12 protein-coding genes and 1 riboswitch are annotated in these 14,012 nt (G+C 38.5%); all 12 genes read right to left on the bottom strand.

The window, feature by feature from the left end; genetic code table 11:
- Positions 1-6 precede the first annotated feature (6 nt).
- The 12 genes from lipA to sufD all read right to left on the bottom strand — a co-directional run bounded on the left by lipA (position 7) and on the right by sufD (position 14,011).
- Positions 7-930, bottom strand: a complete 924-nt coding sequence (lipA, locus tag ACFPYN_RS08630) for a lipoyl synthase (protein WP_377733588.1) — start codon at positions 928-930, stop codon at positions 7-9.
- Between the two features lie 139 nt (positions 931-1,069).
- Positions 1,070-1,180, bottom strand: a complete 111-nt coding sequence (locus ACFPYN_RS08625) for a methionine/alanine import family NSS transporter small subunit (protein WP_377733587.1) — start codon at positions 1,178-1,180, stop codon at positions 1,070-1,072.
- A gap of 12 nt (positions 1,181-1,192) precedes the next feature.
- Positions 1,193-2,725, bottom strand: a complete 1,533-nt coding sequence (locus ACFPYN_RS08620) for a sodium-dependent transporter (protein ID WP_377733586.1) — start codon at positions 2,723-2,725, stop codon at positions 1,193-1,195.
- A gap of 194 nt (positions 2,726-2,919) precedes the next feature.
- Positions 2,920-4,491 carry a Na+/H+ antiporter NhaC family protein gene (locus tag ACFPYN_RS08615; protein ID WP_377733585.1) on the bottom strand — a complete coding sequence of 524 codons (1,572 nt, stop codon included), beginning with the start codon at positions 4,489-4,491 and terminating at the stop codon, positions 2,920-2,922.
- 140 nt (positions 4,492-4,631) lie between these two features.
- A riboswitch (Lysine riboswitch) is annotated at positions 4,632-4,817 on the bottom strand.
- A gap of 50 nt (positions 4,818-4,867) precedes the next feature.
- Complete coding sequence (gene yunB, locus ACFPYN_RS08610) at positions 4,868-5,638, bottom strand: sporulation protein YunB (protein WP_377733584.1); 771 nt, start codon at positions 5,636-5,638, stop codon at positions 4,868-4,870.
- A gap of 47 nt (positions 5,639-5,685) precedes the next feature.
- A complete protein-coding gene (locus ACFPYN_RS08605; RefSeq protein WP_377733582.1) occupies positions 5,686-7,050 on the bottom strand; it encodes a bifunctional metallophosphatase/5'-nucleotidase in 1,365 nt (454 codons plus the stop codon).
- A 12-nt stretch (positions 7,051-7,062) separates the two neighbouring features.
- On the bottom strand, positions 7,063-7,887 hold the full coding sequence (locus ACFPYN_RS08600; RefSeq protein WP_377733581.1) for a sulfite exporter TauE/SafE family protein: 825 nt from the start codon (positions 7,885-7,887) through the stop codon (positions 7,063-7,065).
- On the bottom strand, positions 7,887-8,747 hold the full coding sequence (locus ACFPYN_RS08595; protein WP_377733580.1) for a DUF72 domain-containing protein: 861 nt from the start codon (positions 8,745-8,747) through the stop codon (positions 7,887-7,889). The genes ACFPYN_RS08600 and ACFPYN_RS08595 overlap by 1 nt, the downstream gene beginning before the upstream one ends.
- Positions 8,748-9,634: 887 nt before the next feature.
- Positions 9,635-11,032, bottom strand: a complete 1,398-nt coding sequence (sufB, locus tag ACFPYN_RS08590) for a Fe-S cluster assembly protein SufB (RefSeq protein ID WP_377733578.1) — start codon at positions 11,030-11,032, stop codon at positions 9,635-9,637.
- A gap of 15 nt (positions 11,033-11,047) precedes the next feature.
- Positions 11,048-11,488, bottom strand: coding sequence for a Fe-S cluster assembly sulfur transfer protein SufU (sufU, locus tag ACFPYN_RS08585; RefSeq protein WP_377733577.1), 441 nt, complete (start codon positions 11,486-11,488; stop codon positions 11,048-11,050).
- Positions 11,478-12,707 carry a cysteine desulfurase gene (locus tag ACFPYN_RS08580; RefSeq protein ID WP_377733575.1) on the bottom strand — a complete coding sequence of 410 codons (1,230 nt, stop codon included), beginning with the start codon at positions 12,705-12,707 and terminating at the stop codon, positions 11,478-11,480. Before ACFPYN_RS08580 ends, sufU begins: the two co-directional genes overlap by 11 nt.
- A complete protein-coding gene (gene sufD / locus ACFPYN_RS08575) occupies positions 12,707-14,011 on the bottom strand; it encodes a Fe-S cluster assembly protein SufD (RefSeq protein WP_377733574.1) in 1,305 nt (434 codons plus the stop codon). Before sufD ends, ACFPYN_RS08580 begins: the two co-directional genes overlap by 1 nt.
- Position 14,012: the final 1 nt, after the last annotated feature.

Genomic DNA, 14,012 nt, shown 5'->3' with positions numbered 1-14,012 from the left:
TCTCCATCAACTCGTTGTGAGAGCTAATTGCTCATCACCAAGACGCTGTTTTTCTTTTGCAGCTGCATTTACTTGCTCATCCGCATGGTAACTACTACGTACTAATGGACCTGCTTCACAATGATTGAATCCTTTAGACATAGCAATTTTACGAAGTTCTCCAAACTCTAGTGGAGAGTAATATTTTTGGACGACTAAATGTTTTTTCGAAGGCTGCAAGTATTGGCCGATCGTCATAATATCCACGTCGTTTGCACGTAAATCATCCATAACTTCGATAATTTCTTCCTTCGTTTCACCAAGTCCCACCATTAAAGAAGATTTTGTGGGAATGTCAGGTTGCATTTCTTTAGACCTGCGTAAAAGCTCAAGAGATCGATCGTATTTTGCACGAGCTCTAACTCTTGGTGTTAAACGACGAACGGTTTCGATATTGTGATTTAAGATATCTGGTTTTGCATCCATTAACATCTGTATATTCTCTTCAATTCCACCCATATCAGAAGGTAGAACTTCAATGGTGGTGAATGGGTTTTTACGACGAATTGCACGGACAGTTTCAGCAAAGACTGCTGCTCCACCATCTTTTAGATCGTCACGGGCAACAGCGGTTACTACGACATGTTTTAGATTCATTAATACAACAGAGTCAGCAACGCGTTCTGGTTCACCTAAATCAAGTTCATTCGGTAATCCAGTTTTAACTGCACAAAAACGACATGCTCTTGTACAAATAGCACCAAGAATCATGAAAGTTGCAGTACGTCGAGTGCCCCAACATTCATGAATATTCGGACACTTAGCTTCTTCACAAACTGTATTCAAATTATTTTCACGCATTATTTTTTTTAGACCCTTGTAATTGTCGTTCGTATTTAATTTAATTTTTAACCAAGCAGGTTTACGGATATGTGTTGGTTTCGTTGTCATGCAGGTCCACCTCATTCTTTTCAGACTATGTAGGCAATTTAGTTACTGTTGTCAATGTACCATATTCGACCACGTCTCACAACCTAAGAAGACATGATAAACAAAGAAAAGCGCCTCTGCGAAAGAGACGCTTTTTATCTTATGCTTTTGCTTGTTTTGCTTTTCCAACAGCATATATAATGCTTGCTGCAAGGCCGCCCCAAATAATGACGACACCAATAATCATCATAATAATTGCACCAATTGACATTAGAAGTCCCCCTTATTCACCATCATGTTGATAAGCATCAACATCCGTATTTTTGTTCCATTTCATTGCCGTAAAGATAAATCCTAAGATAATTGCCCCTGCTGCCACAAACCAACCGGCATAAAGGATGAATGTATTTGAATAACCTTCATAGTTACCTGTATCATTTTCAAACTGTTTTAGTAGGTTCAGTTTCATCAATCCGAACATCATGTAACCTAATACTAAAGGAGTTACAAATTTCAAACAAATCTTCCACCATGCACCTAATCGAATATCAGAAACTGCATTTGCATGATCTTCAAAAATAGGAAGCTTTTTAAAGAACCAAGCAATAGCAACTACTTCAATTAAACCGATTGCCGCGACCCCAAATTGGTTGATGAAGTAATCTGCAACGTCTAGGAAGTATAATCCGCCATTTGTTGCAAATAAGAACGAAATTAATGCAGCGGCACCTACACCAAATGCAACCGCTTTATTACGGGAAATTCCGAATTTCTCAGTGAATCCAGCAACATACGTTTCACAAATTGAGACTAAAGAAGTTAATCCTGCTAATACTAATGACAAGAAGAATAATACCCCAAACAGTCCATTCATTCCCGGGAATTCACTAATGATTTGTGGGAAGACGACAAATGCTAATCCAACGCCTGCAGAAGCAACATCTTTTACTTCCACTCCTTGTTGAACTGCCATGAAACCAAGAGCAGCGAATACTCCAATACCTGCTAGTAACTCGAAAGCAGAGTTAGCAAAGCCAGTAATAAATGCGTTATTCGTAATATCTGATTTCTTTGGTAGATAACTTGAATACGTAATCATAATTGCAAATGCAATTGATAAACTGAAGAAGATATGCCCATAAGCCGCAACCCAAACTTTAGGATTACTTAACTCAGAGAAGTTAGGTTCAAAGAATGCATTTAAACCAACTGCAGCTCCATCTAGTGTTACCGCGCGGATAACTACCATTAAGAAAATAACAACTAATGTTGGAATGAATATTTTATTAGCAACTTCAATTCCTTTTTTAACACCTGCGAAAAGAATAAAGAATGCAATTGCCCAAACAAGTAGTAAAGGAATTGCAACTCCTGGTACTATTCCACCAGCTTCACCAGGTACATCACCTAGTTTTAAGACTGTACCGAATAAGAAACCAGCAGTATCATCTCCCCACGCTTGGTCGAATGAGTACACGGTGTATTTCATTGCCCATGCAATGATGACGGCGTAGTATGTAGAAATGACGAATGATACAAAAATTGCCCACCAGCCAAGCCATTCTGCTTTTTTTCCACCCATGCGGAAGAATGATAAAGGCGCTGACCCACGATACTTATGTCCCATGGTGAATTCTAAAATAAGAATAGGAATACCTGCTGTTAAAAGAGCGAATAAGTACGGGATAAAGAAAGCTCCTCCACCATTTTCAAAAGCTACGTACGGAAAACGCCAGATGTTACCAAGGCCTACCGCGGAACCAACAGCCGCCAAGATAAAGCCAGCTCGTGATCCCCATTGAGAACGTTGTTCCATTTTTTTTCCCCCTTTTGTTTCGCTTACCAAAGTACTATTGCAATATTTGGAAGCTTGTTTATTTTCAGATTATTACTAATCTTAAAAACAGTATACTATAGTGAATTAACTTGTAAAGCAGTTTTTTGAAAAAAATAATTATTACTTATAAAAAAAAGAGCAAGGGTTTAAACCCTTGCTCTTAGAGTGTTTCACTATTCTATTGTCACTGTATCTGTTTTTTTAATGCTCTTTGCTAAGAAGAAGAATAGTATTGCAAGAATAATAATAACAAGACTAAATGATAACCAAACCGACCCTGTTAATCCTAGGACTAAATATCCAATGGATGCAATGCCAGCACATATTAATGCATACGGTAATTGAGTAGTTACATGATCAATATGGTTACTGCCTGCACCAGTAGAAGATAATATGGTTGTATCTGAAATTGGTGAACAGTGATCCCCAAATACTGATCCTGCTAGTACTGCTGCTAAGGCAGGAAGTAACATAGTTGGTTCAGCATTGATCATAATTGTCCCAGCGATCGGTATCAATATACCGAAAGAACCCCATGATGTACCGGTAGCAAATGCCATTCCTCCTGCTAGTATGAATAAAATTACTGGTAATAAACCGATTGGAATATTTGCATCGGTGACAACTTGTGCTAAATATTCTCCCGTTTCAAGAAGACCAATAATGAACGTTAATGACCAAGCAAATACTAAAATTAAAACGGCTGGTAACATGGACTGTATACCGCTCCAAATTCCTTTACCAAGAAATACGCTGTTTGCTTTGTCATTTTTCCCGAATTGTAATAGATACAGTAAAATCGAAACAGCAGCACCTGCACTACCACCGATTAATAAAGATTTCGGTACATCGGTATTTTCAAAAATTGCCCAAATATCTAGAACACCAGCATTTTGATAACCCGTCCAAACCATCGCACCGATGGTTGCGACGACTAGGGTCACAATCGGAAGAACTAAGTCACTTACCTTACCATGACTATGAACAGGAAAATCTTCTTTCAACTGACCAGGGATATCTTTTGTTGGATCAAAGACTTCTCCTGTTTCAATTGCTCTTTGTTCATGTTTTTTCATTTCAAGCAAATCAAAATCTGTAAGTGCAACGAAAAATACCATGGCAAGAGCTGCAATCACATAAAAGTTCATTGGCGCCATCATGACAAAAGCAGTTAAAGGTGAGTACGTGATAACGGATTGAGTTGCCAATATGGTTCCAATTAATCCAATCAAGTAAGCTCCCCAACTTGAAACAGGTGAAACGACGCATACTGGAGCTGAAGTTGAGTCAATAAAATAAGCTAATTTCGCACGTGATATGCGATGATGGTCTGTAATTGGTCGTGCAATCTGGCCAACAGCTAACGCATTAAAATAATCATCGATAAAGATTATCACACCAAGAAATGCAGTTAATAGTTTAGCTCCTCTGCGGGTTTTAATATGCTTTACTGCCCACTCCGCAAAGGCTCGGCTTCCGCCAGATAGACTGACAAAAGCTGTGATGATTCCTAGTAAAAATAAAAATAGAATGATGAAGACATTATACGTATTTAATCCTTCGTCCCAAAATGTCACTTGGAATGACTTCCACAAAGTAGTAAGTGAATCTACTGGCGCGAAAGAATGGATCAACAAAGCTCCCAAAACGACACCTGCTCCAAGAGAGAGCAATACACGTCGTGTAATTAGAACCATTACAATCGCTAAGATTGGGGGTAAAATCGAAAATATTGTACCTGACATAATACTTTTCCTCCTCCTTATGGGGGTGGTCACAGAATACGAGTAAACATACAAAAAAACTGGCTCCTATAACATTCATAAGAATGTTTGAGAAGCCAGCTCATACAAGTTGCGAATAGACAAATTGAAGTATCCTACCCACGATCTGTAGCTCACCATTTATAGGCATTTTGCTTATAAATGACAGTGTTATTCTTATTTAGAATAACCCCAATAAAATGCTGTTGACACAATCATTCTACTTCGGCAAAGCTTCCTTTTACATACGGTCTTCGTTGTCATCCTCGCGTATGTTACTTATAAGCAATGCTGCCTCTACCCATCGATATTAATTTCATTAACTAGCCTAACAATAAATAGGTCTTTTTGCAATGGGTTATTCTGGTGGGAGTTGAATCGGTACTTCTATTGAAGGTTGAGTTCCTCCCTGCCCTTTCGTGTAAATTTGAGGCACTGGACCAGAGATTACACCAAGAGCAACAGGGATTTTCTGTTCAATTGTCGTTGTTTTTGTTGCAAGTGGTACGATTACTTGGACATTTACTTTCAGCACTATACTTACTTCTACCATTGCATTATTAATACCGAACTCACGAAAACCATAAACAACGTCCGACTGCACACTTCCAATAACATGAAAGCGTATGGGAATCTTTGGTCCTAAATTGCCTAGGAGTGGGATATTCGTTGCTTGACCTAGAGGAACAAAAAACACAATACCTCCATTATCTTCCATAGCATTTGGATCATACTCGATATCATCAAGGTAAGGTAAATTATCTAAATTTCCTTCTTCAGCTTGCTCCAAATGTGTTTGTACCAAGGTAATTGTGTCAGCTTGGACCCGGTTAATAATTTCAGTATTAAATTTAGTCGTCACCCTATTGGACTGATCTGTAGGTATTTCTTCAATAATATCATTCACGTCCATTACATCCACAGTTCGAGAATTAATGGCTTTACTTACTACAAGTGATGCTATTTTAGTTGACTGAACCTCTGCGTATTGTAAGTAAATGGGTGTTAACCGGACATTTACGAGATAAAACATTAACCCAACTGAAATGACAACAATAACAAATATCAGAGGAATGATGTTTTTACCTTTCCAATAAATAGTTTTTTTATTTACTTTACGTAGTCGCACCAAAAAGCCTCCTATGTCATTTTACGACAAGGAGGTTTCATTTATTCCTATAAATATTTGTGTTTCTGACCATATCCAATGATTACATCTCGAATGAATTCCGGCATAAAATAAGTCTTTGGCAAGTCTTGAAATGTTGGATAAAAGTATCCAAAAGTAAACATATCCAGCGTTGCTAATCGCACTGTGTCTGTAGCATGAATAAGCTTACCTTTTACGAATAATTCCTCATTAACCACATTAAACTGATGAGTAATCATTTTCCCCATCACCGCACCTCGAAAACCTAATCCTTTTAGTTCTAAATTTGGCCAACTTTCATTTAAAGATAGGTAATAAATGTCTACTAATTGTTGTCCAGTTAGTTCTATGACACACGGGTTAATTGGATGTGGCATCATTTGATGAATATCAAAATGTGTAACTTTCCCTGCATTTAAATCCGTCAAAAACAATCCAGCATTAAATAATGCACAGTCAGCTTGGCAAAACGTCGTTAAAGCTTCTCCAAAAAATGTGGATAAAGCAGATTCCTTGAACCACTCTTTTCTAAGAAGATGTGGTTGATGAAAGGCTGTTTCCATTAAATGAGCAGTACCGATTTTGGCCAGTTCAGTCAAAAATTCTTCTTCATGAGAACACTCTTTCAATTCATTGGTGTCATATAAAAGTGCTTGTTTCTTCACAATTACTTTGTCCTTTAAATCGAAGTCAATGGTTACATGTCCAACGTAAGAGCCGAACTTACCTGCAGCTGCTAAAAGAGCTTTATTAATCTCTTTACCTTCATGTAATATGTGATGTGTATGTGCACCAAAAATGATGTCGATATCTGGAAATTGCTTTGCCATATCCTCATCTACATGTATTCCTAAATGAGACATGCATATGATTATATCTGTTTGCTTCTTTAAGTCGATTAGTTGTTTATTCAACGTGTTGAATGCTTGTGTCACTTGCCATCCTAATTTTTTATAGAACAGTGGATATTCAGCAGTAAGTGCTGTTACACCGATTTTCGTCCCATTGGTAGTTGTTAGAATTGTTGTCGGTAGTAACCAACTAGGAATGTCCCCGTTCAGCTCTGTTAAGTTTCCCACAACTACTTTAAATTGTGCCTGAAGGTAAAGCTCTTCTAACTCTTTATGTGAAAGGGTAATCCCTTCGTTATTCCCAATAGTTACAACATCATATAGAGCTTTATTTAACAAGTCGACATTCCCTTTACCTAATGTGCCTTCGGTGAAGATATGCGAACGATCAATATGGTCACCAATATCTAAAGTAAAGCTAGACTCGCCTTCTTCAACATGCCATTTTTTCCGACTAGTCACGAGTTCATGAATTCGTGGCCAATGTTGAAAATGACTGTGTATATCATTGGTATGATAAAAATGAATGGTTTCAATCATTTGGCCAACTCCTTAACCCATCAGTCCCGCTACAATCGAACGAACACCGAGTAATAGTAAGATTATACGCAAAGCAATTACTAATGTTTCCGACTTTATTCGTTGGTTTAAGGATGCCCCAATTTTCGCCCCAATAAAAGCAGCAGGAATCACCGGGATTGTATAGAGCCAAGGTACATTTCCTAACGAAATATGGCTTGCTGAACCGACCAAAGCTGATAAAAACACCATAAACATGGATGTACCAACTGCAACGTGAGGTGGGAATAAAAACAGCAGAATCATAGCCGGCACAATAATTGATCCTCCGCCAATACCAAACAATCCAGATGCAAAACCTACTCCAAATGTAAGGAATAGTGCAAACCATATAGGATATCCATAAACATAGTTTTGTCCTTGAGCATCAGTGAACGTTTTTTTCGTACCATTCTTCACAAACCACTCGACTGGTTTTAAATATTTCCGAACTAAGAGTAGGGTGGATAAGATGATTAATAAAATCCCGAAATACAGATTAAAAGATGGCAAGTCTAATCCTTTGTTCACCCATGCACCTAAAATGGTACCAGGTATGCTTCCTGCAAAGAATATGAGACCACTTCGATAATCAACCGTTTTTGCTTTCATGTACGTTAACGTGGATGCTAAGCCTGTAAAAATCATCATGACGACGGATAGGCCCACTACATTTTGTGGTGTAATTCCTGGAATTAACCCAATTGATCCCCCTAAATAAAGGGTTGCCGGCACTAATATAACGCCACCACCAAGACCTACTAATGCACCTACAACGCCAGAAAATAGCCCTACAAGTGCTAATAATAAATACTCCATTACCATTCTCCTTCAAACATATCTAATTGCTTCGGTGACAGTCCTTCATATTGTAAATTAAATAACCGCATAAATTGTTTTGCGTTATTCGCTGCATGTCCTCCAGAGTTATTGTTAAACAACACGGTCACTTGTTTGGACTGTTGAGATAACGATTTTACAATCGTTGCAATTTGTTGTAACTCCGCCATATTGTAATCATATAAATAGCGAACTTCTCTCCATTTTTGGTCATTCCCTGGATTTTTCCAGCCGTGAACATTACGCCCATGGAGTCTTAGTAACACATGGTCTTCATTCGTAGAAACAGCCACGAGTGGGATACTTCCCTCTCCAGCCTGAGGTTCATCACATACTGAATGAATCCATTGATTGTGCTTTAAATAGTCTACTGTTTTTTGTTTAAACTCTGGATAGTACCACGACTGATGACGGAACTCGATAGCGAGTGGTAATCCTTGAAGTCGTTCATGTACTTCATTTATGTAGTCCACATTTTTTTTTTGACAATCAAACCATGGAGGAAATTGGACAAGCACCATGCTTAATTTATTTGCTTCTATTAGAGGAATTAATGATTCTCGATATAATGTAAACATTTCTTCGGTGGATTCAAAAGGCGATTCTCCACGGAGATGCCCCGTGATTCCTTGATAGGCTTTTACCACAAAGCGAAAAGTATCTGGTGTTTCTCGAATCCACTTAAGCATATTACGTTCTGGCTGAATGGCATAAAATGATGCATCAAGTTCAACTACTGGGAAATGTGCACTGTAATCGACTAATTTCTCGCTACTTTTCGATTCTGTGCTATAGATATCTGGATGGTCGCCCCATCCCGTAAGTCCGACATGAATCACCCTTCATCACACTCCATTTGTTTCATTATCATAACATATTAGAATTAGTGCTTCATCTGCAGACCTTATTCTTGAGAATAAAGAGGGACTATTGCCTCTCAAATAGTGACTCTCATCAACACACCCAACTCTAGCGGGGTTCGTTAAAGCCAGGTAGTTGCTCAGATTACTATTGATGTAAATAGGTTTTCAGTGCGCTTCGGGCGCTTCATCTGCTGCAGCTTGTTCTAGAGAATAAAGAGATGGGCTTGTGACTTCGTCACTCGCCCATCTTTCTTCTTTCAGAACATTTTGCGGCGGAAATGCGTCCTTCGCTCCCTTACAACCTAGACTCACATAGTTTAGATACTTTGGTTTACTAAAGAATCGATACTTCCTTTATGTAGATATTCGGCCGAAGATGATATTTCGGCCTCTTTCAGCTTGATTTATTTTGGTGAATACTTACTAAACGCGACAATAACAATAAAGGAAAACTTAAAAGAATATGGTTTCCCACCAACTAAGTGGAGTTTCCGACCATTTAGCAAAATTCCAGCAAATTTATCTTCCAGGTCTTCGGTTTTCCTCTGATTTGAACCATGCGCGAAGTGGGAGACTCGTTATAGAGAACCCTTCCCAAAATAACGAAGGCCGGTAGTAGCCGAAATAGTATCTTCGGCTACTTTGTTCGTTAAAAATAGTGACAATTGTTTAATAAACCAAAATCAACAAAATACTTACGTGAAGGTTACAAGGGAGCGACCAAAGCAATTGAGCCACAAGATTACCACTTAACTGATTCGTTTGGTAAAGGTGCAGCTAGTACTTTGTTCGAGATATTCACAATGTTATTTCTGCGAAAAAAATAAACCTCGCCCAAGGGCGAGGTTTATTAGAGATATGAATTAGCCGATTGATCCTTCCATTTCGAACTTAATCAAACGGTTCATCTCAACTGCATATTCCATTGGTAATTCTTTTGTGAATGGTTCAATGAAGCCCATTACGATCATTTCTGTTGCTTCTTGCTGTGAAATGCCTCGGCTCATTAAGTAGAACAATTGCTCTTCAGACACTTTTGAAACTTTCGCTTCATGTTCTAAAGATACATTATCGTTCAAGATTTCGTTATATGGAATTGTATCTGAAGTCGATAAGTTATCCATAATTAACGTATCACATTCAATGTTTGAACGTGCTCCAGAAGCTTTAGGACCAAAACGGACGATCCCACGATATGTCACTTTACCACCTTGTTTCGAAATTGATTTCGAAATAATCGTAGAAGAAGTGTTTGGAGCCAAGTGAATCATTTTAGCGCCAGCATCTTGATGTTGTCCTTTACCAGCAATTGCAATTGACAACGTCATCCCACGTGAACCTTCACCTTTTAAGATGACTGCTGGGTATTTCATTGTTAATTTAGAACCGATGTTACCATCAATCCATTCCATTGTTGCGTTTTCGTCACAAACTGCACGTTTGGTAACTAAGTTATAAACGTTGTTTGCCCAGTTTTGAATTGTTGTATATCGGCAATATGCATCTTTTTTAATGATGATTTCAACAACTGCACTGTGCAGTGAGTTCGTTGTATAAACTGGTGCTGTACATCCTTCAACATAGTGAACGCTTGCGCCTTCATCAACGATAATTAATGTACGTTCGAATTGACCCATGTTTTCTGAGTTAATACGGAAGTATGCTTGCAGAGGCGTTTCCACTTTAATACCTGGTGGTACGTAGATGAATGATCCGCCTGACCATACAGCTGAATTCAATGCAGAGAATTTGTTATCAGAGTTAGGAATAACTGTAGCCCAGTGTTTTTTGAAAAGTTCTTCATTTTCACGAAGAGCTGAACCAGTATCTTTAAAGATAATCCCCATGTCTGTTAGTTCTTGTTTCATGCTGTGGTAAACCACTTCTGATTCGTATTGTGCAGACACGCCAGATAAATACTTTTGCTCAGCTTCCGGAATACCAAGTTTATCAAACGTACGCTTGATTTCCTCAGGTACTTCATCCCAAGAAGTTTCTGTTGCTTCAGATGGTTTTACGTAATACGTAATTTCATCAAAGTTTAGGGAAGCCATATCGCCGCCCCATTGTGGCATTGGTTTCGAATAAAAAATCTCCAAAGATTTTAGACGGTAATCTAACATCCATTGAGGTTCTTCTTTCATATTTGAAATGGTTTCTACGATTTCACGTGTTAATCCACGTTTTGAACGGAAAATAGATACGTCTTTATCATGGAAACCATATTTGTAATCGCCCATTTCAGGCATTTTTTTAGCCATTATCTTTCCTCCGTTCTATTGCGAATGTGATTCTTTTTCTACACCTTTTTCCATGGCTTTCCAAGCTAGTGTTGCACACTTGATACGCGCAGGGAATTTCGATACACCAGATAAAGCTTCGATATCACCAAGGTCAATAGAGTCATCATGTTCTTTTCCAAGCATCATTTCCGAAAAAATCGTTGAAAGTTTTAATGCGTGATCGACTGGTTTTCCTTTTACAGCAACCGTCATCATCGATGCAGAAGCCATTGAAATGGAGCAACCATCACCATCAAATTTAGCATTTTCTACGATTCCATCCTTAACTTGTAAAGTCAAATGAATACGATCGCCACAAGTTGGGTTATTCATTTCAATCGTAACGCTATCTTCAAGCAAACCTTTGTTACGAGGTTTTTTGTAATGGTCCATAATCACTGTTCTATAAAGTTGATCTAAATTATTAAAAGACATCGTTAAAATACTCCTTTGCAGTGCTAAGCCCATCTACTAATCGGTCAATATCTTCTTCCGAATTGTATACATAGAAGCTAGCACGAGCAGTTGCAGTTACTTGCAACCATTTCATTAATGGTTGCGCACAATGATGTCCAGCACGTACAGCAATCCCGTTCATATCTAAAACAGTTGCCACATCGTGAGGATGCACATCATCTAAATTAAATGTAACAATTCCCGCTCTTTTACTTGGATCTTTTGGTCCGTAAATGGTTAATCCATTAATTGTAGACATGCGGTCCATCGCATAAGCTGCGAGTTGATGTTCATGCTTCTCAATCTCGTCAAGACCAATTTCTTCTAAGAAATCGATTGCTGCTGCTAAGCCTACAGCACCTGCAATGATCGGTGTCCCACCTTCAAATTTCCAAGGAAGTTCTTTCCAGGTTGACTCGTACAATCCAACAAAGTCAATCATCTCGCCGCCAAATTCAATAGGTTCCATTTGCTCAAGCAATTCTTTTTTACCATATAATACGCCGATTCCAGTGGGACCACACATTTTATGACCAGAGAATGCGAAGAAATCACAATCTAAATCTTGTACATCGATTCGTAAATGAGGGGCAGCTTGTGCACCATCTACGACCATAACTGCACCATTTTCATGGGCAATTTGCGTGATTTCTTTTATTGGATTCATCGTCCCAAGAACGTTTGACACATACATGATTGAAACGATTTTTGTACGTTCAGTAATGGTTGCGCGGACTTTTTCTAAAGACAATGTTCCGTCCTCTTCTAAATCAACGTATTTCAATACTGCACCTTTTTCTTTAGCCAATTGTTGCCAAGGAATAATATTTGAATGATGTTCCATGTAAGTGATGACGATTTCATCGCCTTCTTGAACATTCGCTGCACCGTAACTTTGTGCCACTGTATTAATAGCCGTCGTTGTACCACGCATGAAAATAATTTCTTGCGTGGACTTTGCAGAAATAAAGTTACGTACCTTTTCACGGGCACCTTCGTAACTTTCCGTCGCACGATTACCTAGAGTATGAACACCACGATGAACATTTGAATTATCAAACTCATAATATTTCTTAAGGGCTTCAATGACTTGAACGGGTTTTTGAGATGTCGCTGCGCTATCAAGATAGACAAGCGGATAGCCGTTCACTTCTTGGTTTAAAATAGGGAAATAGCTTCGAATGTCTTTACTGATCATTAGCGCACTTTCCTTTCAATAACCTCCGACAGTTGCTTCTTAACGCCTTCTATTGGCAATACATTTACAACTGGCGCAAGGAAACCATGAATTACTAATCGCTCAGCATTTTGTTTAGAAATACCGCGACTCATTAAGTAATAAAGTTGAAGAGGGTCAACGCGACCTACTGAAGCTGCGTGTCCCGCTGTTACATCATCTTCGTCAATTAAAAGAATGGGGTTTGCGTCTCCACGAGCTTTTTCATTTAACATTAATACGCGTGATTCTTGTACCGCATTTGATTTAGTAGCACCATGTTCGATTTTTCCAATTCCGTTGAAAATAGAAGAGGCTTCATCTTTCATAACACCATGCTTCAAAATATGTCCTTCTGAGTGTTTACCCCAGTGAATTATTTTCGTAGTAAAGTTTTGTTTTTGTTTCCCTCGTCCTACAGTCACCATTTTTGTATCTCCATAAGAACCATCACCCACTAAGTGTGTCACGTTCTCAGAAATGGTATACCCATCATTCATTAAACCAAGAGCCCAATCAATGCGAGCATTACGATTTACGATTCCCCGTCTGTTAACGTAAGTAGTAATTCCTGTTGCTAATACGTCAACAGCACCATAAGTGATGTGTGCATTATCTTCAGCAAACACTTCAGAAATAATATTTACAATTCCTGATCCTTCAGGAACAGTTGAAAGGTAATTTTCTACATATGTTACTGAGCTATTCGTATCAGCCACAACAATTGTGTGGTTAAACAAAGAAGCTTGAGCATCATCATGTAAGAAAACAACTTGGATAGGCTCCACTAATTCAACATTTCTTGGCACGTATACAAATACGCCACCATTTACTAAAGCCGCATTTAAACTTGCAAGTTTATGCTCGTCAGTTTTAACACCATTCGTCATGAAATACTTTTTAACAAGTTCCCCATGTTCACGAATAGCTGTAGAAATATCAGTGAAAATAACACCTTTTGCCGTTAATTCTTCTGAAACTTGTAAGTAAGCAGGTGTATTGTTGCGTTGAATATAAACACTTTTTTGTTCATCAGTTACGATGGCTTTCACTTCTTCCGGTAACTCAGCAAGAGAAGCAAATGTTTTGCTTTCTACTGTATGCTCTGGAAAGTTCGTGAAATTCCAATTATCAATTTTTGTTTTATCTGGAGTTGGCATTGGCAAGTGTTCTGCCGCTTGCAAGGCTTGTACACGATATTCAGCAAACCAAGAAGGTTCTTGTTTCGCAGTTGAATAGGAGCGTACATCTTGTTCGGTTAATGCCAGTTTCGTTTCAACCGTCATG

Origin of the sequence: Paenisporosarcina macmurdoensis (assembly GCF_042658845.1) — a bacterium.
Taxonomy (GTDB): Bacteria; Bacillota; Bacilli; order Bacillales_A; family Planococcaceae; genus Paenisporosarcina; species Paenisporosarcina macmurdoensis.
Note: the sequence above shows the minus strand (reverse complement) of the source record. Positions and strands in the feature narration are given on the sequence as shown.

What these genes read in the sequence shown, in the direction of transcription:
- ACFPYN_RS08580 (WP_377733575.1), bottom strand. Translation starts at nt 12,707, where the DNA reads ATGATCAGTAAAGACATTCGAAGCTATTTCCCTATTTTAAACCAAGAA.
- ACFPYN_RS08615 (WP_377733585.1), bottom strand. Translation starts at nt 4,491, where the DNA reads ATGTCAGGTACAATATTTTCGATTTTACCCCCAATCTTAGCGATTGTA.
- ACFPYN_RS08600 (WP_377733581.1), bottom strand. Translation starts at nt 7,887, where the DNA reads ATGGAGTATTTATTATTAGCACTTGTAGGGCTATTTTCTGGCGTTGTA.
- sufU (WP_377733577.1), bottom strand. Translation starts at nt 11,488, where the DNA reads ATGTCTTTTAATAATTTAGATCAACTTTATAGAACAGTGATTATGGAC.
- sufB (WP_377733578.1), bottom strand. Translation starts at nt 11,032, where the DNA reads ATGGCTAAAAAAATGCCTGAAATGGGCGATTACAAATATGGTTTCCAT.
- ACFPYN_RS08625 (WP_377733587.1), bottom strand. Translation starts at nt 1,180, where the DNA reads ATGTCAATTGGTGCAATTATTATGATGATTATTGGTGTCGTCATTATT.
- lipA (WP_377733588.1), bottom strand. Translation starts at nt 930, where the DNA reads ATGACAACGAAACCAACACATATCCGTAAACCTGCTTGGTTAAAAATT.
- sufD (WP_377733574.1), bottom strand. Translation starts at nt 14,011, where the DNA reads ATGACGGTTGAAACGAAACTGGCATTAACCGAACAAGATGTACGCTCC.
- ACFPYN_RS08605 (WP_377733582.1), bottom strand. Translation starts at nt 7,050, where the DNA reads ATGATTGAAACCATTCATTTTTATCATACCAATGATATACACAGTCAT.
- ACFPYN_RS08620 (WP_377733586.1), bottom strand. Translation starts at nt 2,725, where the DNA reads ATGGAACAACGTTCTCAATGGGGATCACGAGCTGGCTTTATCTTGGCG.